Genomic DNA, 21855 nt, shown 5'->3' with positions numbered 1-21855 from the left:
CGGGTTCGTGGAGGTTCGACCGACCGCGCGGCGCGATCCAAAGAAGTAGTTGCAAAGAACCCGTTGCAAGGGAGTCTTTGCAAGGCTATCTTTGTACACATGACGGAGCAGCCACCGCTTCCCCCGGAAGCACCCCTCCCCCCGCAGCCGCCGCTGCCGCCCGAGCCGCCCCAGCACCGCCGGCTCGACGCCCGCTCGCTGCGGGGGATCGCCCATCCCCTGCGGATGGAACTGCTGAGCAGCCTGCGGCAGAAGGGGCCGGCCACCGCCTCGATGCTCGCCGAGCGGCTGGGCGAGTCCAGCGGGGCGACCAGCTACCACCTGCGGCAGCTCGCCGCGCACGGCTTCGTCGAGGACGCCCCCGAGCGGGGCAAGGGACGCGAACGCTGGTGGCAGGCCGTGCACCAGGGTCTGGACTTCGGCGAGGACCTGCTCAGCGACCCGGACCCGGCGGTGCGCGGGGCGGCCGACATGTTCCTGCACGAGGTCGCCACGACCCATGCGCGTGAACTGTCGACCTGGCTCGGCACCCGCGGCGACTGGCCGGACCAGTGGACCCCCGCCTCCGACATGAGCGACTTCACGATACGGCTGACCCCGGCGCAGTCCAAGGAGCTCATCCAGAAGATGCACGACCTGCTCGACAGCTACTGCGCCCTGGAACGACCCGAGGACGACCCCGAGGCGGAGAAGGTGCGCTTCCACACGCACGTCTTCCCGCAGTCCTCGGACTGATCCACCCGCTCGGACACCGCGCACGACCCGATCACACCGACGGAGAGGACACCGCCATGCATCCCGAGACCCACCTCCAGCTGCAGCACGTGCGCGCCGCCGACCTTCGCGCCGAGGCCGACGCGTACCGGCTCACGACCGAGGCCGTGAACACCCGTCGGCTGCGCGCCCGCGTCGGCTGGACGCTGGTGGAGGTCGGCCTGCGGCTGGCGTCCGCGCCGAGGACTGCCGTCGCCGTCGCCTGCTGACGGAGCGCGCCACCGGCGGGCGAGAGGCCCCGCCCGCCAGGAAGTGGGACAGACGGCCCTAGCAGCTCGGGACCGAGCCCCTGTTCTTCTCCAGGGCCACGAGGGCGTTCACCGCTCCGTCGAGGCTGGTCACCGGGATCAGCCGGAGGTTCTTCGGCAGCTCCGCCTTCGCGTCCGAGCACTCCGCCTTCGGCACCAGGAACACGGTCGCCCCGTCACGGTGGGCCGCCTGGGTCTTGAGGCTGACACCGCCGACCGCGCCGACCTTGCCGTCGGCGTCGATCGTCCCCGTACCCGCGACGACCCGGCCGCCCGTGAGGTCGCCGCCGCTGCCGTCGCCGTCCAGCTTGTCGACGATCCCGAGCGAGAAGAGCAGTCCCGCGCTCGGTCCGCCGACGTCGGCGAGCTTGAGCGTGACCTTCACGTCGCCCTTCTCGTGCAGGTACCCGAGCGCCGCCTCGGTGGCGCTGTCCTGGGACTGCTTCATCTCGTTCGCGTTGTGCTGCTCGATCTCCTTGACGCTGCCGCCGCCCGGATAGACCGAGTCACGGGGCATCACGGCCTTGTCCGTGGCGAACCAGGCGCTCAGCACGTCACCGAGGGAGACGCTCGCGTCCGGGCCGGTGGCCTCGATCGTCGTCATCCGCAGCTGGCCGCTGGTCTTCCTGGTGGGCGCGCCGGTGATGGTGATCACCGGTTCGCCCTTGTTCTCGCCGAGGACGTTCGCCGTCAGGCCGGGCTGCGCCAGGGAGAACGGCAGCGGCGCGAACACCGCCGTGGCGAGCAGGGCCACGACGGGGACGGCGCAGACGGCGACGGCTTTGGGGCGCGTGAGGCGAGAGAGCACGGGGTCAATCTAACGTCACCGCCCGGGGGAACCTCCCCACAGGCCCCGGCCTCCACGCCCCCCGGTCAGCGCAGGGCGTCCGCGACCTCGCGGGCCGCGTCGACCACGCGGGGGCCGACCCGCTCCGGTACGGCGTCCGCCAGCATGACGACGCCCACGCTGCCCTCGACCCCCGTCACCCCGATCAGCGCGGCCGCGGCCCCGCACGCGCCCGCCTCCAGCTCTCCGTGGGTGAGCGTGTACCCGGGCTCCCCCACCGGCGTCTGCCGGGCGGCGAGGATCGCACGGCCGGCCGCGCCCCGGTCCAGGGCGTGCCGGAAGCCGGCGCGGTAGGCCACGTGATAGTCCGTCCACGTCGGTTCGACGACCGCGACGGCGAGCGCCTCGGTCCCGTCGACCAGCGTCAGATGGGCCGTCGCGCCTATGTCCTCGGCGAGCGCCCGCAGCGCGGGCAGGGCGGCCTCCCGTACCAGCGGATGCACCTGGCGGCCCAGCCGCAGCACACCGAGCCCGACCCGGGCACGGCCGCCCAGATCACGGCGTACGAGGGCGTGCTGCTCCAGCGTGGCCAGCAGCCGGTACACCACGGTCCGGTTGACGCCCAGTTTGTGCGAGAGTTCGGTGACGGTCAGCCCGTGATCGGTGTCGGCGAGCAGCTTGAGGACCCGCAGTCCCCGGTCGAGCGTCTGAGAGGTCTCCGCGGTCACGACGCCCACTCCTTAGTGGTGAGGTCGGCGGCCCTCGTACGGCGGATGCGGCACCGATGTCCCGTCGGCGACGCGCTTCAGAGGCCGCCGGTCGGCAGGCGCCCCGGGCTCTTCCCGGGCCGCGGTCGCTTCACGGCTGCGCTCCGCGGCGGCGCTGCCACGGGGCGTGTGCGTAGCGGGACAGTAGCGAGCCGGTCCGCTCAGCGGAAGCCTCCGTCCAGAATCCGGGCATCCCTGGGTACGAACTGATTCCGTTTGTCCCGGAACGCGGGGCGCGCGCGACGCGGCGTACGCGGTTCGTATACACAGCGCACGGGCTCGCGGCGCACGCCCGCCCCACCACGACACGCCCCCGTCGGTACCGGTTCCGCCCCGCGTGCGAGGGTTCCGGATACCGCGTCACCGCATCCGGGTGGCCCACTCCTGGACCTTGGCGATCCGCTGCCGGAGCTGTCCGGCCGTGGCCTCCGCGCTCGGCGGACCGCCGCACACACGGCGCAGCTCGGTGTGGATCACGCCGTGCGGCTTGCCGCTCTGGTGGACGTAGGCGCCGACCATGGTGTTGAGCTGCTTGCGCAGTTCCAGCATCTCCTTGTGCGAGACGACGGGGCGGCGCTCGGCGGGAAGTTCGAGGAGGTCGGCCTCGGTGTCCGGCTTCTTGCGGCTGTGCGCGATCTGCCGGGCCTGGCGCTTCTGGAGCAGCAGCTGGACCTGGTCGGGTTCGAGGAGCCCGGGGATGCCGAGGTAGTCCTGCTCCTCCGCGCTTCCGGGGTGGGCCTGCATGCCGAACTCGGCGCCGTCGTAGAGGACCCGGTCGAAGACGGCCTCGGACTCCAGCGCCTCGAAGGAGAACTGCTCCTGCTCGCCGGTGTCCTCGTCCTGCTCCTTGTTCGCCTCCTCCATCTCCTTCTCGGACTCGGCGTACGGGTCCTCCTCGCCCTCCTTCTTGGGCTTGTCGAGGGCGTGGTCGCGCTCGACCTCCATCTCGTTGGCGAAGGTGAGGAGGTCGGGGACGGTCGGGAGGAACACGGACGCCGTCTCGCCGCGTCTGCGGGACCGTACGAAACGGCCGACGGCCTGGGCGAAGAAGAGCGGGGTGGAGATGGTGGTGGCGTACACGCCGACGGCCAGGCGGGGCACGTCGACGCCCTCGGACACCATGCGCACGGCGACCATCCAGCGGTCGGTGCTCGCCGAGAAGTCGTCGATCCGCTTGGAGGCGCCGGTGTCGTCGGACAGCACGAGGGTCGCCCTGGTGCCGGTGATCTCGCGGATCAGCTTGGCGTAGGCGCGCGCGGAGTCCTGGTCCGAGGCGATGACGAGGGCCCCGGCGTCCGGGATGCCCTTGCGCACCTCGGTCAGGCGCTGGTCGGCGGCGCGCAGCACGCTCGGCATCCACTCGCCGCGCGGGTCGAGCGCGGTGCGCCAGGCCTGGCTGATGGCGTCCTTGGTCATCGGCTCGCCGAGCCGGGCGGCGATCTCGTCGCCCGCCTTGGTGCGCCAGCGCATGTTGCCGCTGTAGGAGAGGAAGATGACGGGCCGCACGACGTGGTCGGCCAGGGCGTTGCCGTAGCCGTACGTGTAGTCGGCGGAGGAGCGCCGGATGCCGTCGTTGCCCTCTTCGTACGTCACGAAGGGGATGGGGTTGGTGTCGGAGCGGAACGGCGTACCGGTGAGCGCGAGCCGGCGGGTGGCGGGCTCGAACGCCTCCAGACAGGCCTCGCCCCACGACTTGCTGTCACCGGCGTGGTGGATCTCGTCGAGGATGACGAGGGTCTTGCGCTGCTCGGAGCGGTTGCGGTGGAGCATCGGGCGCACGCCGACACCGGCGTACGTCACGGCGACGCCCTGGTACTCCTTGCTGAGGGGTCCGGCGCTGTACTCGGGATCGAGCTTGATCCCTATCCGCGCGGCGGCCTCGGCCCACTGCTTCTTCAGGTGCTCGGTCGGCGCGACGACGGTCACCTGCTGCACGACGTGGTGGTGCAGCAGCCAGGACGCGAGGGTCAGCGCGAACGTCGTCTTGCCGGCGCCGGGGGTGGCTACGGCGAGGAAGTCGCGCGGCTGCTCCTGGATGTACCTCTCCATCGCCCCCTGCTGCCAGGCGCGCAGCTTGTTGGCGGTTCCCCAGGGAGCTCGTCCGGGGAAGGCGGGCGAGAGGTGGTGGGTGTGCGAGGAGGCGCTGGCGGCGGTGGTAGTCACGGTCTCCGGTCTGGGTGTCGATTGGGAGCGTCCGGGTCCGCGCGCGGCGCGTCGGACGGGGCCTGACGGGAGGCGCGCGGGCGGCTCGGCTACGTATGACAACCGGGCCACCCTACCGGCGCCCGGCTCGCGACGGCGTGCGGACGAGGCCGGATCGGCGGTGGATGGGACTGACCTCACATCGCCCCGGAGGGCTCCTCGGGGGCCTTGTCGATCACCGGTGCGGAGGCCGGAGTTGTCCGCAGGCGGGTCGTGACCCACGCCCCCAGCAGGGCGACGCAGGCCATCGGCAGGAACACCGCGGCGAAGGCCGCCGGGTGCGAGGCGGAGGCCCCGGAAGCGGCCCCGGTGGCCGTCCCGGCGACCGTGCCGCCGCCGAGGGCGGCGAAGGCGGCGCCGCCGACGGCGAGCAGCAGGACGTTGGACAGGGCGTCGGAGATCTGGAGGGCGGCCGAGTTGGCGCCCGCCTCCTCGGGGGCGGAGAGCTGGAGCAGCAGCACGCTGGTCGAGGCGATCACGAGGCCCATCCCGAAGCAGCCGAACGCCCAGGCGACGGCGACGGTCCACACCGGCACGGCGGGGATCAGCACGCTCGGCGCGGCGGCGACGGCCGCCGCGACCAGCAGCATGCCGAGGAACATCAGCCGGTCCCGGTACGGCTCCACGCCGGGCCGCGCCTGCACCCAGGAGCCCAGGGCCCAGGTCCCGCCGCCGGCCGCGAGCGAGAGCCCGGCGAGTGTCGGCGACAGCCCCCGCTGGGTGACGAGCATCAGCGGCACGAAGGACTCGGCGGCGATGAAGGCGCCGGCGGAGACCCCGCGCAGCAGCACCACGGACGGCAGTCCGCGGGCCGCCCGGCAGGTGCCGCGGGGCAGCAGCCCGCGCACGGCCGGAACGAGCAGGGCGGCACCGGCGGCGCCGGGTACGAGGGAGAGCGGGCGCAGGTCCTGGGCGGCGTACTGGAGCAGTCCGGCGCCGAGCGCGATGCCGAGGGCGAGGCGGACGCGCCGCCGGTCCAGGGGCGCGCGGCCGGCGGTACCGGCGGGTCCTGACGCCCGGCGGCGTATCTGGGGCAGCGCGAGCGCGAGCGGAACGCCGACCAGGGCGGGGATGCCGAGGAACACCCAGCGCCAGCCGAGGTGCTCGGTGACCGCGCCGGCGGCGAGCGGTCCGACGACGGAGGGCACGACCCAGGCCGCCGCGAACGACGCCATGATCGCGGGCCGCAGGCGCTGCGGGTAGGCCCGCCCGACGACGACGTACAGGGCGACGATGACGAGTCCGCCGCCGAGGCCCTGGACGGCCCGCCCGAGGATGAAGGTCCACATGCCGCCGGCCGTCCCGGACAGCAGCAGGCCCGCGGCGAACGCGCCGATGCCGGTGGCCAGCGAGGTCAGCGGCCCGTCGCGGTCGGACCACTGCCCGGCGAGGACCATGCCGAACAGGCTGGTGGTGAAGTAGCCGGAGAACGCGAAGGCGTACAGGGCGACCCCGTCGAGCTCGCGTGCGGCGACGGGCATCGCGGTTCCCACGGCGGTCGCCTCGAACGCGATGACCAGCACCACGGACACGATCCCGACGGTGAGCGCCCGGTAGGCCCGGCCGAGCACCCCGCCGTCGCCCCCCGCACCGCCGCCGGCGGCCCCGTCCTCGAACGGAGCCGCCGCCACCTCACCCGCTTCCACTGCTGTCATGCAGGTCAGCGTAAGGTGCGCCCCTTTGTTTGACTCCTGTCGGTGGTCGGTGATCAAGCGGGCCTTTGGACCTAGGTCCAGGCCGGAGGGACCGGGTCCGCCGTCGTTCGTGAACGGCGTGTGGCAGTCGCGTTGCGGCCGCGCCCGAACCCTTGAGGCCGCTCTCCCGCGCCGCCTACGGTCGTCCCATCAGGTTCGGAACGAGTGAGCCGTGCCGCACCTGAGAACGGCCGTGTGCCCGAGTGGTTCAGGGGCTCGACTGCAAATCGAGTTACGTGGGTTCGATTCCCGCCACGGCCTCCCAAGCCCAACAGGGCGGCATCCTCTGCATGGAGTGCCGCCCTGTTGGCTGTCCGTCCCGCTTCCCTTCTCCCGCCTTCGCGCGCCACCCACCAGGCGGGGCGATGACAGCCTTGAAATCAGGACTGATGCAACGGCGCTGCTTCGGGACTATCGACGGGTCCCGGCATGAACCTCACAGACCCATCCGGAGTTCACTTCCCTGCCAATCACTCATTGCGGTAACGGCGTTGACACCCGTGACCACTGAATGCGGGGGCACGTCCTTGCTCACAAGCGCCGCCGCTGCCACGTAACTGCCTCTGCCTATGGTGACGCCGCCGACCACTGTGGCACCGAGCCCTACCACTGCCCCATCCTCGACGACCGCGGCGGACTCGATGGCTCCCCAGGGCTCGTGAGGGGCGGAGAGCTTATGCACAAAATTTCCCATGGCGATAACTCTTCTGCCGATGACGACACCGTCGCAGACGAACCCCGCGATGACACACGATTCACCTATGGCGACCCGGTCGCCGATGAATGCCCCGTACTCCAGACGTGTGGCAGCTCCGATTCGACACCCGTAGCCGACCCGGCAACCGTCATCCACAAAGCAGGAGCTCTCAAGTGACGAGCTGTCATGGATGACTACGTTGGCCGAAATCGTGCAACCGTCAGCGATCGTGACAGCACAGCCGCTCGGGACCTTTTCCTCTCTGGCCCAGGCTTCGCGGACCAGACCGAGGTGCACGTTCGGTCCTATGATGCAGTCATCGCCGATGGCCACACGCACGCGTGGCCATGACCGCCCGCCGGGATCCTTGACACTCACCTCAGAGCCCACGCCACGTAGCTCGAAACGTGCGCTGCCACGAACTCACGGTCTTTCATTACACCGAAGCCGTGTTCGGATCCGGTGACGACCAGCATCGAAGCCTGCTGGCGGCGAGCAAAATCGGCACTGTACTCGAACGGAACGTAGGTGTCAGCGTTCCCGTGGACGATGGACAGCGGTCCTCGATACTCGCTCAGCCCTCGTTGTGGCTGGACGGTCTTGACATCCCGAACGAAGTTGACACCCAAGGGTAGTTCGCCGTCCAGCATCAAAGTCCCTGTTTCATCGAGTTGCCGAAGGGATGCCTCATTGAAGTTCTCTCGCGCCCACGGGGAGCCGGGCTCAAGGAACGTCTCAAGGGGCTTGAGTACCGGATTCACCAGCACGACACATTCAAATTGTGTCGACTTACGCTCCAGGTACAAACCTGTGGCGCATGCGCCGAAGCTGCACGCAACGACGGATTGCGGCCTGCGGCCGTTATCAACAAGCCAAGACATCACGACATCGAGGTCCTCGAACTCCGACTCGATCGATACATGACCATCTACGGCTTTGCTGTGGCCGTGCCCACGGAAATCAAACCGGACGGTCCCGATGCCCTGCGCCGCCAATGACTCGACCAAGAGATCGAAAAGTCCCGGCTTCGTGCTGCTGCGATCCTCCGTGTGATCCGCGTTGATTCCGTGAAGCAGTACGACACTCGGCGCCCCTTGCTGCCCCCGCTGCTCGAGAGCGAAAATACCGCGCTCAGCCAGCGCTCCGATTTCCATTTCCATGCGCATCAGACCTCCTCAGCCTATTTCTTGCGTCCGCACGATGCCAGAACTCATGTCAAGCGTGAACAGACAGACTCCGGGTTTGCGCGACCTGAGTTGCGCAGACAACTTCGAATCACTCACCATGGCTTTGACCGCACTCTCGACTCCTTGTGCCGTCAGGGCTGCAATAATGGTGATTCCATGGCGATTTCTGTTCGGATTCCTGCCCCGTATCAAGATTGCATACTCAGTGTCCGTGCGCAGCTCCCCATCGAGCAGCGTCAACTGTGGCCGGAACGCGTGATCGTCAACTGAGAATTTATTACCCGTGACCGACATTCGAACCCCCAGCAGTCCAGCCATCGAACCAGCTACGGACGCCTCGTCGGACAGCAGGCTCACTACCGCCATATTTTGCGTCGAGTTCGGATCGAAATCCTGAGCCGAAGCTTCTGCGACATCAAGGCCTACTTTACGAAGTTCATCTGCCACACGTTGCCCGGCGCGGGCAACCGCCAACGATCCCACCTCACCGTACAAATAGCCCTGCTGCTGAGAAGGCTGCTCCCGCAACAGAACAACGGACCGCCCAGCCCGGAAGCCCCACAACAGACTTCTCCGGCGATACGCGCGGGCCCAGCGAGACAACTCGCGGCCGCCCCACAAGATTCCCGGAACTATGAAGTTCCAGTCCTTGATGAACTCCAGCAGGCCGCCCACGCCTTCTCCCCCTCATGATCCTGTGAAACGACGGCACTTCGTCGGATGCCTGAGGTGTGCTACTTATAGCAATATGCAACTGCACCGTCCGACACTTTCCCCGAGCGTTGACATGAAGTTGCATTCACACCCCTGTCCACGGCGTGACGCAGAAGAATCTTTTCAATCGTTTCGATGAGCTCGCGATACTTCTCCGGGTCCCCACAAACTCCGTCGGGATTCTCTCGGTAGAAATATAGAACTTCATCGATGTACGTATAACTGCCCGGTTTCTGATACGCACCCGTCAGTCGAAGATGGAAATCTATCTCATCCCCATAAGGTATGGACACATCAAATCCACCCACTGCACGGTAGGCGGATAGCCTGATGACATGCATATGGATCAGGAATGTAAAATGCAAAAATGGATCATGCGGCCCGCCTGCATGGTCGACCAGCAGCCGAGCATACCGGGCCTTCCTGCGCGTCTCCACGGTCTCCGCAAGATGCACATCACGCTTTTCGTGAGCGGTAAAAGCGAGTACCGTATCTTCAGTAATATGCTCGGCCAAAACATTGAGCACATCAGCGCTGACGAGATCGTCGGAATCAACAAGGATCACCCACTTGCCCACGACGCGCCGGATCCCCGCATCCCTGGCCGCAGCAATTCCTCGATTATCTGCCCACCGAACAAAAACGCTGCGGATGATGCCGACGGCGACACTGCGGTAAATCATTTGGTATTTTGCAGATATTTCCGGCCTGGAACCGTCATCGACCACCACCAGTTCCACTCGCCCGAGGTCATACTCGACAGCGGCACGAACGATCGACTGAACGCACGCTTGGAAAAATTCGGGATCAGTGTTCCAAACGGGCACCACAAAGCTGAACTCAACGCACGAAGACACGATGGAATTCTCCGGCTCGGTACGAATAAGCGGCGAGGAGCACATCCGGGCGAGTCAGATCCGGGCTGACGTTGTTGTTGGCAACTACCTTCGCGCGGAAAACAGCCAAGAATCCTGTTGCCGGAGACGCTTGCAACGGCTTGATGATTCCCCAGTTCTTAGCACCTACTGAACTGTCGGTGAAGATTTTCACACCGGCTTCTACGCCATGGGTCAGGACACCACCGAAAATTGTCACGGTGCGACCGGGATGAAAAGGGCTCGCAACTTGCGAGACGAATCCGACGTCAGAAATCACCTCGCCATTCTGCGTCAATTCTGGGCCCCAGGTCTCACCGGATTCCTTTTCCACGATTGGATCGGGATTTCCAGCCCCGCCGTCCGGCTGTTCGACGGGTAACGGGATGATGCGGTAGAGCGTCTGGGCCATTTTGTTCCAAGCAGGCCCCCCGACAACCAACATATGTTTCGCAAACAGGCTGTCTGGAAGATTTCCGCTGGTGTACGCCTCGACGCTTCTATGCTTGCTCGCAGCAAACCACACCATCAACTGAATGAGGGCATCAATGTCTGCAAATGTCGCATACCGAAGAAAGTCTCGATATGTAGGAATCGCATAAGACGGTCTCAGCTCTTCGGGAATCTCGGCACAAACCATTGCGACTGGCTCGTCCGGACCGATGTGTGCAAAGAGCTGCACCTGCCCATAGTCTCCGCCGGCGTCGTGAGTTGATTCACGCAACCGGACGATTTCTTCCACCAATGCTTCGTAGGAGGTGACCCGGATGCGTTGCGTCGGGTTCGGTAAGGATTGGTGATCTTCCGAAACCAGGATGATCGCCTTGGCCGCACCCATGGCATACCCGAGCAGGAGATTTCTTTTGACCGCGCTGACCGACTCGTCAACGATGCAAAGCAAGTCGCCGTTAAGCGGTGTACAGATGTCAGAGATCCGGGTGATATAGCGAAGATCGGAGAGTTCGGGCTGAAGTCCCGTCTGGGCGATCGTTTCGACAAGCCGCTCGACAGTTCCGACGTTGTCCGAGTCGTAGAGGACCCGCACTCGGGCGCCGTGCTCTTGAGCAGCCACCTTCCCCCCCACGCCAGAGTAGGCTGATCCTGGGCCGGTATCATTCCATATGACCCGCATGCGCGCACCCACAAGTACACGCCTTTCTCGGCGAATAAGGCACAGGACGCGGAAGGCTCTGACTGCCGATTGTGGCGTTCGAAGTCTGGCCCCCAGCGGTGCGGACGCCTTGTTGCTTCCGCCTCCTGCCATTGGCGTCTGCTCCACGAACTGGTCGAGCAGGTCGAGAGGCGCAACATCTCCCCGGCCTGGTGAGGCGGTGCCAACTCCCGCTATACGAGCGCGGGCTGGTCGCTTCGGCGAACACGCCCATCGCAACACCTTCGCACGCTTGGCACAGGCACAGCCATGACCTGGCCCCTCCCATGGCTTGTGCGGGCCGCTAGGCGTACAGCATGCCGACCGAGCGGTCCTCGAATATCTCCGGCCAGTGGCGGCGGCCGTCGTCGCCGGGGAGGGCCGGGGTCCGGTCGCAGGCGGCGGGGTCGACCGTGGCGAGGGTCTGGGTCAGGGTCGCGGCGAGCTGCTCGTAGGAGTCGCTGAGGTGGTGGGCCGCGTCGACGGTCTTCTCGCGGTGCAGGAGCCAGAGGGTGAAGGCCAGGGTGGAGATGTCCGCGTTGAGCGGGCGCAGGGTGAGGTCGGGCTCGCTCCAGGCGAGCACCGCGCCCGTGGTGCCGTCCAGGACCAGGCTCGTGTCCTCCAGGAGGTGCCCGAGGCGTACGAGACGGTCGGCGGCGGCCGGGAGGAGGCCCGCGGAGAGCTCCTCGGGGCGCTCGTCCGCGTAGTACTCGGTGAGGGCGGGCAGCGGCGCCTCGGTGTCCATCTGGAAGAGGAAGCCGTCCTCGGGCAGGCCCGACTCCCGCAGGAAGCGACGGGTCGGCTCGTGCGTGAGGGCGGGCGGGAAGTCGACGTCCTCGAAGCGCATGATCCCGCCCGCGCCGAACTCCTCGTCGAGGAGCCGCTTCGGCAGCCCGAGGACGAGCCCCTCGCCGGGTCCGGCGATCCGGGAGAGCGGGCGGATCAGGGCGGCCATCCGCCAGTACGGGGCCACGTCCGCGCCCGCCGCGTCCTCGAAGACGGCGCTCAGCCGGTCCGTGACCTGGGCGACCGCCTTCGGTCCGAACGGGCCGGGAAGGCCCCGGGACAGGGTCAGTTCCTCGGTGGCCGCCGCGAAGCTCAGCAGGGCGTCCAGGGAGGGCGCGAGGGGGGCGAGGTCCAGCCGGGCGGGACCCGCCGGGACGTAGGCCGAGGAGACCTCGCCCGTCGCCCCGTCGAGCAGGATCGACTCCAGGTCGCGGTCGAGGCTGCGCAGTGCCCCTATGACGAGCTGGTCGCGCAGTTCCTCGGCGAGCTTGTCGGCGTCGCCGGCCAGGTCCGCGACCGTGCGCAGGCCGTGCTCCCGCAGGGCGCCGAACGCGAGCAGCGTTCCGTCGCAGGGCAGTCCGGGGCCGGTGAGCCGGTCCCGGGTGCCCGCGTGCGTGACGAACGGGTCCAGCTCGTCGCCGGTCAGTGTGATCGCGCCGCCGACATCGGTGTCAGTCGTACTCATGGCTCCCCCGCGCATGTGAACGCTCCGTGCTTCCCCCGAGAGGGAACGGCCGGTCGTGCCACGGCAGTTCCCCATCGCTCCAGAACGATACGCCGCCCCACTGACAACGCCGAAGGGGCGCGAGAACGAGCCGCGCACACGGACGGGAACGGCGGGCGCGGGCTCAGGTGAAGTAGACGCCGCCGAGGACGACGACCACGGCCGCCAGCACGAACAGCAGCACCCAGATCAGCAGCTTGCCGACGCTGGGCGGGGGTTCGTAGCGCGGCTGCCCCGGGTCGACGCCGGGGACGGCGGGGTCGAGGCCGTCCCGCGCGGGTTCGCCGGCCTGCGGCTCCGGCGCGCTCACGAGGCCGTCACCACGGCCGCCTGGGGGCGGATCGGCAGACGGTTGACCGGCCGCCCGGTGGCCGCCCGTACCGCGGACGCGATGGCCGCGGGCGAGGTCACCACCGGCACCGCGCTGGCCGCCTTGGCACCGAAGGGGGCGACCACGTCACGCTCCTCGACCAGCTTGACGATGTGGATGTCGGGCGCGTCCAGGGCGGTCGGCAGGGCGTAGCCGGTGAGGTCCGGGTGGCGGACCAGACCGCGGTTGGTCCGCAGGTTCTCGGTCAGCGCGGCGCCCACCCCCTGAGTGACGCCCGCCTCGATGCGGGCTCTGAGCTGGGCCGGGTTGAGGATGCGGCCGACGTCCTGGGCGAGCGCCAGCTCGACGACCCGTACCGAGCCCAGCTCGATGTCGACGTCCACCACCGCGCGGATGGCGCAGAACGCGAGGCCCACGAAGGCGTCGCCCTGGCCCGCCTCGTCCAGCGGTTCGGTCGGGTGCGGGCGGCACTGGGCGGTCGCCCACAGTTCCTTGCCGTCCATCGCCTCGGTGACGGTGGTCGACAGCACTCCGTCGTACGAGGTGATCTTGCCGTCGGTGATCTGGAGCAGCTCGGTGGACATGCCGAACTTGTGCGCCAGGGGCTGGAGCAGCTGCGTACGGACCATCTTGGCCGCGCGCTCGACCGCTCCGCCGGACACCCAGGTGTGCCGGCCCCGGCAGCTCGGGCCGGCCGGGGGCTGGTCGGTGTCGACCGGGGCCACGTGGACCTCGTCGATGCCGAGGGTCTCCTGGACGATCTGCCGGGCCAGCGTGGTGAAGCCCTGGCCGGTCTCGACGGCCGCGCAGAGCACGGTGGCGATGCCGTCGTGGACCTTCACGGTGGCGGTCGAGACCTCGTCGGCGCCCTCGGCGCCGAGCATGTGCACCATGCCGAGTCCGTAGCCGACACCGCGGCGTACGGCGCCGGGTTCGCCCGCGCCCTCGGGGCCGCCGGGCAGCAGCCACTCGTCCTCGGGCGTGTCCTTGGGGAGGGCGGGCAGCGGGTAGTCGCGTACGGCCTGGAGCAGCTCGGCGACGGGCGCCGGGCAGGTCACCGTCTGGCCGGTGGGCAGGACGTCGCCGGTGGCCATGACGTTGCGCAGGCGCAGTTCGGCGGGGTCGACGCCGAGCTTCTTGGCGAGCTTGTCCATCTGGGCCTCGTAGGCGGCGCAGACCTGGAGGGCGCCCTCGCCGCGCACATGGCCCGAGGGCGGGTTGTTGGTGCGCACGGCCCAGCCCTCGATGAAGGCGTTCGGGACGACGTAGGGGCCGCAGGCGAAGGAGACCGCTGCGGCCAGCGACTCGCCCGAGGTGTCGGCGTAGGCGCCCGCGTCGAGCAGGATCTGCGCCTCGACCTTGACGAGGTTGCCCTCGGCGTCGGCGTGGTGGCGGTAGCGCAGCAGGGTCGGGTGGCGGTGGGCGTGGCCGAGGAAGGACTCCTCGCGCGTGGCGGTGAGTTTCACCGGGCAGCCGGTCGCCAGGGCGAGGAGGCCGAGCGCGAGCTGGAAGCCCTGGTCCTCGCGGTCGGCGGTGGCTCCGGGGACGCCGGTGACGACGACCTTCACGCGCGCGGGTTCGAGGCCGTAGCAGGCGGCGGCCGCGTCCCGGTCGCTGTGCGGGTCGGTGGAGGCGATGTAGAGCTCGACGCCGCCGTCGGGGCGGGGCACGGCGAGTCCGGCCTCGGCGCCGATGGGGGCGGGGTCCTGGCGGCCGATGCGGTACAGGCCCTCGACGACGACCTCGCCGACCGCGTCCGGGTCGCCGTGGCTCAGCGGGATGTGCCGGATCAGGTTGCCGTCGGGGTGCAGCGGTTCGGCCTCGAAGGCGTGCTCCGGGTCGGTGACCGGTTCGAGGACCTCGTACTCGACGATGACGGCGGCGGCGGCCATCCGCGCGGTGTCGGGGTGGTCGGCGGCGACGGCCGCGATGGGCTCGCCGTGGTGGCGTACGACGTCGGATGCGAACACCGGGCGGTCGGCCCTGCCGCGGCCGTGCAGCGGGGTGCCGGGCACGTCCTCGTGGGTGATGACGGCGCGTACGCCGGGCATCTCGCGCGCGTGGCTGGTGTCGATGGACAGGATGCGGGCGTGCGGGTGGGGCGAGCGCAGGACGGCGGCCCACAGCAGGCCCTCGGCCCACAGGTCGGCGGCGTACGGGAACGTGCCCTCGGTCTTGGCGCGGTCCTCGGCGGCGGGAAGCGAGACGCCGAGCCCGTGCGGCAGGGGCTCGGGGCCCGCCTCGGGCGCCGCCGGTGTCGCCGTCGCGGCTTGGTTGGTCACGCCTGGCCTCCGTCCTGGCCGTACGGCTGGTCGTGCTGTGCCGGTGCGCCGTAGGCGGCGCCGTCCTCGTAGGCGGAGGGGTGGACGCCGCCTGCGCCGGGGCCGGCCTGGTGCGGGATGCGGGCCTCGTCCGCCTCGGGGGCGGCCTCGGCCGCGGCGGCTGCGTGGGCCTCGCGTTCGGCGACGACCTCGCGCACGGCGTCCAGGACACCGCGGTAGCCCGAGCAGCGGCACAGGTTGCCGCACAGGGCCTGGCGGGTCTCCAGCTCGGTCGGGGCCGGGTTGCCCTCCAGCAGGTCGTGCAGGGTCATCGCCATGCCGGGGACGCAGAAACCGCACTGCACGGCACCGCACTTGGCCAGCGCGCGCTGGACGTCGGAGGGCTGTCCGTCGGCGGCCAGGCCTTCGACGGTGCGTACGTCGCTGCCGGCGGCGGTGACGCCGGGGACCAGGCAGGACGCCACGAGGCGGCCGTCGACCTGGACGTTGCAGGCGCCGCACTCGCCCTGCGAGCAGCCGTCCTTGGCGCCCGCGAGGCCGAGGCGCTCGCGCAGCACGTAGAGCAGCGACTCGCCGATCCAGGCGTCGGTGACGGGCCGGTCGGCGCCGTTGACGCGCAGGACGTAGGAGGCGAGGGGGTGGTCGTCGTGGCCGGAGGGGGCCAGGAGGTCCGCGTCGGGGTCCTCCTCGCCCGTCACGGCGGCCTCGTGCGCCGGGTCGGGCTCGGACACCTCGTGCGTCTCCGCCGTCACCGGCTCGGGGCCGGTCTCGGACCCGGGCGCCTCGTGAACGGACTGCAGGGGGTGCTGGGCGGCCTGGGCGGGCGTTTCGGCCCCGGACGGCCCCGTGGCGCCGGCGAGGGCCTCAGCGGCCGTTTCGCGGGCGTCGGCGGTCCAGGGCTGTCCGATCTCGCCGGCCCAGGGCGCGGAGGCGCCCCCGGGGAGCGTGGCGGGCGGAGTGCCGCCCCACTGCTCGACGAGCGCGGAGGTGGTGAACTCGCCCGATTCGTCCGGGAGATCGCCTCCGGCCAGGGGGATCGACCACTGGCCGGTCACGTCGTGCCCGGGGCCCTGCCCCTGGCCGTGCCCGGCGCCGTCGTCGAAGTGCCACTGTCCGGTGGATCCGGGCTGGTAGGCGAACCGGTCGTCGTGGGTGCCCGCGCCGGGCGCGCCGGTGTCGCCCTCGGGCCACCGGCCGGTGCCGCCCTGGCCGGCCCAGGTTCCGCCCGCGGCCGGTTCCGCCGTCTCGGGCGGGGCGGGAGTCACGGTGATCTGCGGGGGCACGTAGCCGTGTCCGGGCGCGGCGAGCGGCTCCCGGGCGGCGAGGAGGGCCTCGATGCCTCCCTCGGGGAGCTTGACGAAGGCGGTGGCGCCGTCGTCGTAGTCCCCCTGGGGCAGCGGGTCCCAGCGGCCGCCGCTGTGCCCCGCGCCCTCTTCGTGCTGGTCGTCGGTCACGACAGTGCCCTTCCAAGTGCTCGTCGGGCCAGCGCGGCGACGGTGCGCCGCAGATGCAGTACGGCGGGCGGAAGCGGTGTCAGGGTGCCGTCCTCGGCGGGGACGGGGTCCGGGATGCAGGCCGCGGCCACGTACTCGCCGAAGGCGCTCAGCGCCTCCGGGACGATCGCGCGGTTGTTGTCCCAGTCGATCAGCTGGGCCACCCAGGCCTCGGCGTCCAGGGGGCGCAGCGGCATCGGCGCTATGGCGCCGACGGCGCAGCGCACGCCGCGCCTGGCCGGGTCGAGGACGACCGCGACGGAGGCGATCGCGCGCCCGGGTCCGGTGCGGCCGGTGGCCTTCAGGAAGACCTGCGGCGCGTGCAGCAGCGGCACGCGGACGTAGCCGATGAGCTCTCCGCCGCGGAGCATGTCCACGCCGGCGAGCAGGTGCGACACGGGGATCTCGCGGCGGGCCCCGCCCGGTCCCGCGATGATCAGCGTGGCTTCCAGGGCGGCCAGTACGGGCAGCGCGTCCCCGGTGGGGGCGGCCGAGGCGATGTTGCCGCCGAGGGTGCCGGCGTTGCGGATCTGCGGCGGTCCTGCCGCCCGCGCGGCGGCCGCGAGCGCCGGGATGAGCGCCGCGAAGTCGGGGCGGCCCATGCGGGCGTGCGTGAGGCCGGCGCCGAGCAGCGCGTGGCCGTCCTGGTACTGCCAGCCCCGGATCTCGGTGATCCGGCCGAGGCCGACGAGCGCGGCCGGCCTCAGCTGTCCGGAGTTGACCGCGGCCATCAGATCCGTGCCGCCCGCGACCGGAACGGCCGTGGGCATGGCGGACAGCGCCGCCACCGCCTCGTCCAGCGAGACGGGCAGCGTCACGGCCTGCGCCGCCTGCGGTGCGTGCGTGGTCAAACCGGTTGCCCCTTCCCGCTGCCCCACCTGGTCCCACCTGTGCTGCCGTACGGTACGTGCTGACAGGGCGGACGTGGCAACTCTGGCACATCTTCCCGGCCCCTCGACGCGGGGGTCCGCTAGGAGGCATTCGCCCGTCTCACCAGGGAGATGGCCGGTTTTCGCACGGCATCGCCGACGGAAGCCCATTGTCACCCTTCGGTGACCGCCTGGGGCCTTTTTCCTTGTGGTGCAACGACTCCGTGGCACCCGTGCCGGGACCGGGGGACCGTGAGCGGTCTCACACGTTCGGGGGCGCCCCCTCGATCGGGCGTCCGAGCACGCCGGGCCTCCGCTGCCAGGGCGCCGGACCCGAAGGCGCCCGGTAGGCCACGCCGAGGGCGTCGAGCCGCCCGTAGTGGGCGTCCATCCGGCGCTCGAAGCCGGCGAAGTCCCGTTCCGCGGGGGCCGGCAGCCGGCTCCAGGCGACCTCGGCGAAGGCGGCGAGCCTCGGGAACGCCTGGTAGTCCACGCGCGCGGGGTCCTCGGTCACCTCGGTCCACATGTTGGCCTGCGTGCCGAGCACGTGCCGCGCCTCGGCCTCGGTGAGCTCGGACGGAACCGGCTCGAAGCGGTAGACGTCCTCCAGGGTGCGCACATAGGCGATCGGCACCGGTTCGTCCTCGCCCGCGTCCTGACGGTAGTCCAGGTACACGTGCTGCTCGGGGCACATGACGACGTCGTGGCCCGCGCGCGCGGCGGTGACGCCGCCCTGGTAGCCGCGCCAGGACGAGACCGCGGCGCCCGGCGCGAGGCCGCCCTCCAGGATCTCGTCCCAGCCGATCAGCCGACGTCCGCGCGCGGACAGCCAGTTGTCGAAGTGCCGGATGAACCAGGCCTGGAGTCCGTCCTCGTCGCCGACCCCGAGTTCCGCGATGCGGGCCTGCGCCGTGGCCGACGCCTTCCACTGGTCCTTGGCGCACTCGTCGCCGCCGATGTGGAAGAAACCGGAGAACTCCGGGAAGCGGCCGGGATCCACGGGGAACAGTTCGAGGAGTTCCTCGAAGACCCCTTCGTAGAAGCGCAGGGTGTTGTCAGTGGGGGCGAGTACGTTTTTGGAGACGCCCCAGTTGTCCCAGACGGTCAGGGAGGTCGTGTCGATGACGTCGGTGTTGCCCAGTTCCGGATACGCGGCGATGGCGGCCTGCGAGTGCCCGGGGATGTCGATTTCGGGGACGACGGCGATATGCCGTTCGGCCGCGTACGCGACGATCTCGCGGATGTCGTCCTGGGTGTAGAAGCCCCCGTGCGGCTTCTCCTCCCACAACGGCGAGGCCCGGTGGCCGAATTTGGTGCGGGCCCGCCAGGAACCGATCTCCGTCAGCTTCGGGTAGCGGTTGATCTGGACACGCCACCCCTGATCGTCGGTGAGATGGAAGTGGAAGACGTTGAGTTTGTGCGCGGCCAGCAGATCGAGGTAGCGCAGGACGCCTTCCTTGGGCATGAAGTGCCGGGAGACATCGAGCATCAGGCCGCGCCAGCGGAATCGGGGCGCGTCCTCGATGGTGCAGTGCTCGATTTCGTACGCCTGCCGCGGACGGACCGGGGCGCGGCGGAATGCGTCGGGGCCGAGCAGTTGACGCAGTGTCTGGGCGCCCCAGAAGACACCGGCCGCGTCGCCGCCGCGGATCTCGACGCCGTCGTCGCCGGCCCGGAGCCGGTAGGCCTCCGGCCCCAGGGAGCCGTCGAGGAGCAGGCGTACGGCGCGCGGGGCGTCCTGCGGCCCAGGTCGCAGCGGCAGTCCGAGTGCGGCGCCGAGCGTCGCGCCGAGCCAGCGCGCGGTGGCGTCCGTGCCGGGGGCGGCCCACAGGAGGGTGTCCGCGTCCAGGGCGAACCGGCCCCGCGCGGCGCCTTCGACGGCGAGGGGGGCGGGAATCAGGCCCGTATCCATCATGTCCATCCGTCCTTCTGTCCTTTACCGCCACCGGGGCCGGAGACGATTCGCTGGGGTTCGGGTACGAGGAAGACCGTCGGGTGAATCGCCGTCAGCCGGGAGCCGGTCGCCGTACCGTCCGGTCGGACTCCCGGGATACCGTCCGGCCGGGCTCCCGGGCCGGTGCCGGGGAAGCGGGGACATCCGCGCGGAGCACGCGCGGCGGCGCCGGGGAGAAGGGACTCGGGAACGGGAAACCCTGCCCTGCCGGCGGGCGCGGGAAAACGTCCCGGCGGTCGCGGTCCGCGGGGCGACACAGGGGAATGGGACCGTCCGGGGAAAACGCGCGCCACGCGCTCCGCCGGGTTCACGGCCGCCTTCCGCGCCTCCGCGACGGGCTCGCCTGAACCGCGTGACGGCGGAACCGTGAAGGGGCCCTGGAAGGCCGTGCGCGGCGGGATCGGTGAACCCTGGGTGTTCGGCCGGCCGAAGTCCCGCGGGTCGCGGAAGAGGGGTTTGCCGGAGCTCAGGCGGAGATCACCGGGACGGGAGCGAACAAGATCGGCGAGGACGTCGGGAATCGGAAGCGGAATCGTCCGGGCGTCCCCCGACGGGGAAATCCGGCGCGCGCGACGACCGCCCTGACAGGGCCCACCACGAGAAGGAGTCCGGGGAACAGGCGGGCGAATTCGCGCCGCCCCGGAAGCCCCGGGAATCCCCCGCGATCGGGAGGCGGTTCCGGCGACCGGGCCCTGCCGGACACGGCCCGGCGAGGGGGCGGAGGAACCCGGGACACCGTCCGGCACGGCCACGGTCACTGCGCAGGCGCGGGTCGCGCGGAACACCACCGCCCGGGTCGCGCCGGGCGTCGCCGCCGGGAGCGCGCGGGGCGCCACCGCCCGGGTCGTGCGCGTCGTCACCGTTCGGGTCGGGCCGGTTCGGGGGCGCCGGGTCTCATCGGGTGTCCTCCAGGCAGGGCGCGTTGCGGTGTGCGCAATGGCGGTTTCGCGTCGCACAACACCCTGGAGGCTATGGAGTGCGCCGCCCCGGCCACAAGAGGTCTACACCAGTCTGTGATCACGGATCGCTGTGAAAAACCGGCCCGCCTCGTCCACGACACCCGCACGGCGGGCACCCCCGACCCGCACAAGACCCCGCCGTCACCGCCACGGCCACCAGCGCGCACCCCCGGCAGGAACAGCGCCCACACACACGACACGGCCGCGGCGCCCCTCGTCGGGGGCGTCGCGGCCGTGGTCGGTCGAAGCGGGGGTTCAGCGCCGGGACACCGGCGTCACTTCTTGTCGCCGCCCTTGCCCTGGTCGCCGCCGGCGCCCATGGACTCGAAGATCTCCTTGCACATGGGACACACGGGATACTTCTTCGGATCACGGCCCGGCACCCACACCTTGCCGCACAGCGCCACCACGGGCGTGCCGTCCAGCGCGCTCGCCATGATCTTGTCCTTCTGGACGTAATGGGCGAAGCGCTCGTGGTCCCCGTCGCCGTGCGACACCTGCGGCGTCGGCTCTACGAGGGTCCCCGTCCCCGTGCCTCGCTGGGGCTGGGTCTCAGGCTCAAGAGTGCTCATGAAACCAAGGGTACTGGGGCCCGGACCCATCAGTTGAGGGAAGGGTCGCGCGCGATCCGCGGAAGTCCCGGACGCCGGTGCGCGGGTCAGTTGAGGGAGGGGTCGTCCGGGTACGTCGCCACCATCGCCAGCTCGCTGCGCTGGCGTCGCAGGACCTCGCGCCACAGGCGTTCCGGCGCCGGGGAGGACACGTCGCCGGGCTCGGACTCGACGACGTACCAGGCGCCGTCGACCAGTTCGTTCTCCAGCTGGCCCGGTCCCCAGCCCGCGTACCCGGCGAAGATGCGCAGGGAGCCGAGCGCGGAGGCGAGCAGCTCGGGCGGCGCCTCCAGGTCCACCAGACCGATCGCGCCGTGCACCCGCCGCCAGCCGAGCGGCGCGCGCTCCCCCGCCGTGCCGCCCGGGATGACCGCCACCCCCAGCGCGGAGTCCAGCGAGACGGGGCCGCCCTGGAAGACGACGCCGGGCTCCCCGGCGAGACCGGCCCAGTTCTCCAGGATGTCGCCGACACCGACCGGGGTCGGGCGGTTGAGGACGACGCCGAGGGAGCCCTCCTCGTCGTGGTCGAGGAGCAGCACCACCGCACGGTCGAAGTTCGGGTCCGCCAGGGCGGGCGTGGCCACGAGCAGCCGCCCTGTGAGCGAGGACACCTCGGTCATGCCAGACATGATCCCGCACATTCCCTTCATGTGGGGAGCCAATACGCGTACGGGAGTGAATGCAGCTCAGGGCGCAACGAAGCGTTGCCCGCGCACACACGCCCCGGTGACCCCGTGTGCCCGGCGCGGAA

General features: G+C 70.2%; 19 protein-coding genes and 1 tRNA gene. 3 read left to right on the top strand and 17 right to left on the bottom strand.

Features of this window, described 5'->3' with window-relative positions:
• Positions 1 to 99 precede the first annotated feature (99 nt).
• Together ACFWI4_RS09590 and ACFWI4_RS09585 are read left to right on the top strand one after the other, a co-directional pair.
• Entirely contained in the window at positions 100 to 735 is a 636-nt protein-coding gene (locus ACFWI4_RS09590) for an ArsR/SmtB family transcription factor (RefSeq protein WP_387192915.1), read from the top strand.
• Positions 736 to 791: 56 nt separating this feature from the next.
• Positions 792 to 983, top strand: a complete 192-nt coding sequence (locus ACFWI4_RS09585; RefSeq protein WP_387192912.1) for a hypothetical protein — start codon at positions 792 to 794, stop codon at positions 981 to 983.
• Positions 984 to 1041: 58 nt separating this feature from the next.
• Here ACFWI4_RS09585 and ACFWI4_RS09580 read toward each other — a convergent pair whose 3' ends face one another.
• The 4 genes from ACFWI4_RS09580 to ACFWI4_RS09565 all read right to left on the bottom strand — a co-directional run bounded on the left by ACFWI4_RS09580 (position 1042) and on the right by ACFWI4_RS09565 (position 6433).
• Positions 1042 to 1830, bottom strand: a complete 789-nt coding sequence (locus tag ACFWI4_RS09580) for a S16 family serine protease (RefSeq protein WP_387192909.1) — start codon at positions 1828 to 1830, stop codon at positions 1042 to 1044.
• Positions 1831 to 1895: 65 nt separating this feature from the next.
• Positions 1896 to 2537, bottom strand: coding sequence for a helix-turn-helix domain-containing protein (locus ACFWI4_RS09575; protein WP_385405164.1), 642 nt, complete (start codon positions 2535 to 2537; stop codon positions 1896 to 1898).
• 399 nt (positions 2538 to 2936) lie between these two features.
• A complete protein-coding gene (locus ACFWI4_RS09570; RefSeq protein WP_387192906.1) occupies positions 2937 to 4739 on the bottom strand; it encodes a DEAD/DEAH box helicase in 1803 nt (600 codons plus the stop codon).
• A 176-nt stretch (positions 4740 to 4915) separates the two neighbouring features.
• The gene (locus tag ACFWI4_RS09565; RefSeq protein WP_387192904.1) at positions 4916 to 6433 is read right to left on the bottom strand and encodes an MFS transporter; all 1518 of its coding nucleotides are present in this window, start codon (positions 6431 to 6433) and stop codon (positions 4916 to 4918) included.
• A 228-nt stretch (positions 6434 to 6661) separates the two neighbouring features.
• Between ACFWI4_RS09565 and ACFWI4_RS09560 the strand changes: the two genes are divergently transcribed.
• Positions 6662 to 6733, top strand: a tRNA-Cys gene (locus tag ACFWI4_RS09560).
• Positions 6734 to 6908: 175 nt separating this feature from the next.
• On the opposite strand, the gene ACFWI4_RS09555 is transcribed toward ACFWI4_RS09560, so the two are convergent.
• From ACFWI4_RS09555 to ACFWI4_RS09495, 13 genes are all read right to left on the bottom strand, one after another.
• Positions 6909 to 7466: an acyltransferase gene (locus tag ACFWI4_RS09555; RefSeq protein WP_387192901.1), complete on the bottom strand. Its 558-nt coding sequence runs from the start codon at positions 7464 to 7466 to the stop codon at positions 6909 to 6911.
• A gap of 77 nt (positions 7467 to 7543) precedes the next feature.
• A complete protein-coding gene (locus tag ACFWI4_RS09550) occupies positions 7544 to 8335 on the bottom strand; it encodes an alpha/beta hydrolase (RefSeq protein ID WP_387192898.1) in 792 nt (263 codons plus the stop codon).
• A 9-nt stretch (positions 8336 to 8344) separates the two neighbouring features.
• Positions 8345 to 9031: a hypothetical protein gene (locus tag ACFWI4_RS09545; RefSeq protein ID WP_387192895.1), complete on the bottom strand. Its 687-nt coding sequence runs from the start codon at positions 9029 to 9031 to the stop codon at positions 8345 to 8347.
• 59 nt (positions 9032 to 9090) lie between these two features.
• The gene (locus ACFWI4_RS09540; RefSeq protein WP_387192892.1) at positions 9091 to 9927 is read right to left on the bottom strand and encodes a glycosyltransferase family 2 protein; all 837 of its coding nucleotides are present in this window, start codon (positions 9925 to 9927) and stop codon (positions 9091 to 9093) included.
• Entirely contained in the window at positions 9911 to 11017 is a 1107-nt protein-coding gene (locus ACFWI4_RS09535) for a hypothetical protein (protein WP_387192889.1), read from the bottom strand. The genes ACFWI4_RS09540 and ACFWI4_RS09535 overlap by 17 nt, the downstream gene beginning before the upstream one ends.
• A 382-nt stretch (positions 11018 to 11399) precedes the next feature.
• Positions 11400 to 12566 carry an SUKH-4 family immunity protein gene (locus tag ACFWI4_RS09530; RefSeq protein WP_387192886.1) on the bottom strand — a complete coding sequence of 389 codons (1167 nt, stop codon included), beginning with the start codon at positions 12564 to 12566 and terminating at the stop codon, positions 11400 to 11402.
• Positions 12567 to 12729: 163 nt separating this feature from the next.
• Positions 12730 to 12915, bottom strand: coding sequence for a hypothetical protein (locus ACFWI4_RS09525; protein WP_385405156.1), 186 nt, complete (start codon positions 12913 to 12915; stop codon positions 12730 to 12732).
• Positions 12912 to 15218: a xanthine dehydrogenase family protein molybdopterin-binding subunit gene (locus ACFWI4_RS09520; RefSeq protein WP_387192883.1), complete on the bottom strand. Its 2307-nt coding sequence runs from the start codon at positions 15216 to 15218 to the stop codon at positions 12912 to 12914. The genes ACFWI4_RS09525 and ACFWI4_RS09520 overlap by 4 nt, the downstream gene beginning before the upstream one ends.
• On the bottom strand, positions 15215 to 16672 hold the full coding sequence (locus tag ACFWI4_RS09515) for a 2Fe-2S iron-sulfur cluster-binding protein (RefSeq protein ID WP_387192880.1): 1458 nt from the start codon (positions 16670 to 16672) through the stop codon (positions 15215 to 15217). The genes ACFWI4_RS09520 and ACFWI4_RS09515 overlap by 4 nt, the downstream gene beginning before the upstream one ends.
• A complete protein-coding gene (locus ACFWI4_RS09510; RefSeq protein ID WP_385405146.1) occupies positions 16669 to 17562 on the bottom strand; it encodes an FAD binding domain-containing protein in 894 nt (297 codons plus the stop codon). Before ACFWI4_RS09510 ends, ACFWI4_RS09515 begins: the two co-directional genes overlap by 4 nt.
• Positions 17563 to 17842: 280 nt before the next feature.
• Complete coding sequence (locus tag ACFWI4_RS09505; RefSeq protein WP_387192876.1) at positions 17843 to 19501, bottom strand: beta-N-acetylhexosaminidase; 1659 nt, start codon at positions 19499 to 19501, stop codon at positions 17843 to 17845.
• A 1267-nt stretch (positions 19502 to 20768) separates the two neighbouring features.
• Positions 20769 to 21065: a DUF3039 domain-containing protein gene (locus tag ACFWI4_RS09500; protein ID WP_103554931.1), complete on the bottom strand. Its 297-nt coding sequence runs from the start codon at positions 21063 to 21065 to the stop codon at positions 20769 to 20771.
• A gap of 86 nt (positions 21066 to 21151) precedes the next feature.
• A complete protein-coding gene (locus ACFWI4_RS09495; RefSeq protein WP_037619254.1) occupies positions 21152 to 21724 on the bottom strand; it encodes a YqgE/AlgH family protein in 573 nt (190 codons plus the stop codon).
• Positions 21725 to 21855 lie beyond the last annotated feature (131 nt).

Source organism: Streptomyces sp. NPDC127038 (assembly GCF_042725875.1).
In the GTDB taxonomy this organism is placed as follows: Bacteria; Actinomycetota; Actinomycetes; order Streptomycetales; family Streptomycetaceae; genus Streptomyces.
The sequence above is the reverse complement of the archived record's forward strand: the minus strand, read 5'-3'. Positions and strand labels throughout refer to the sequence as shown.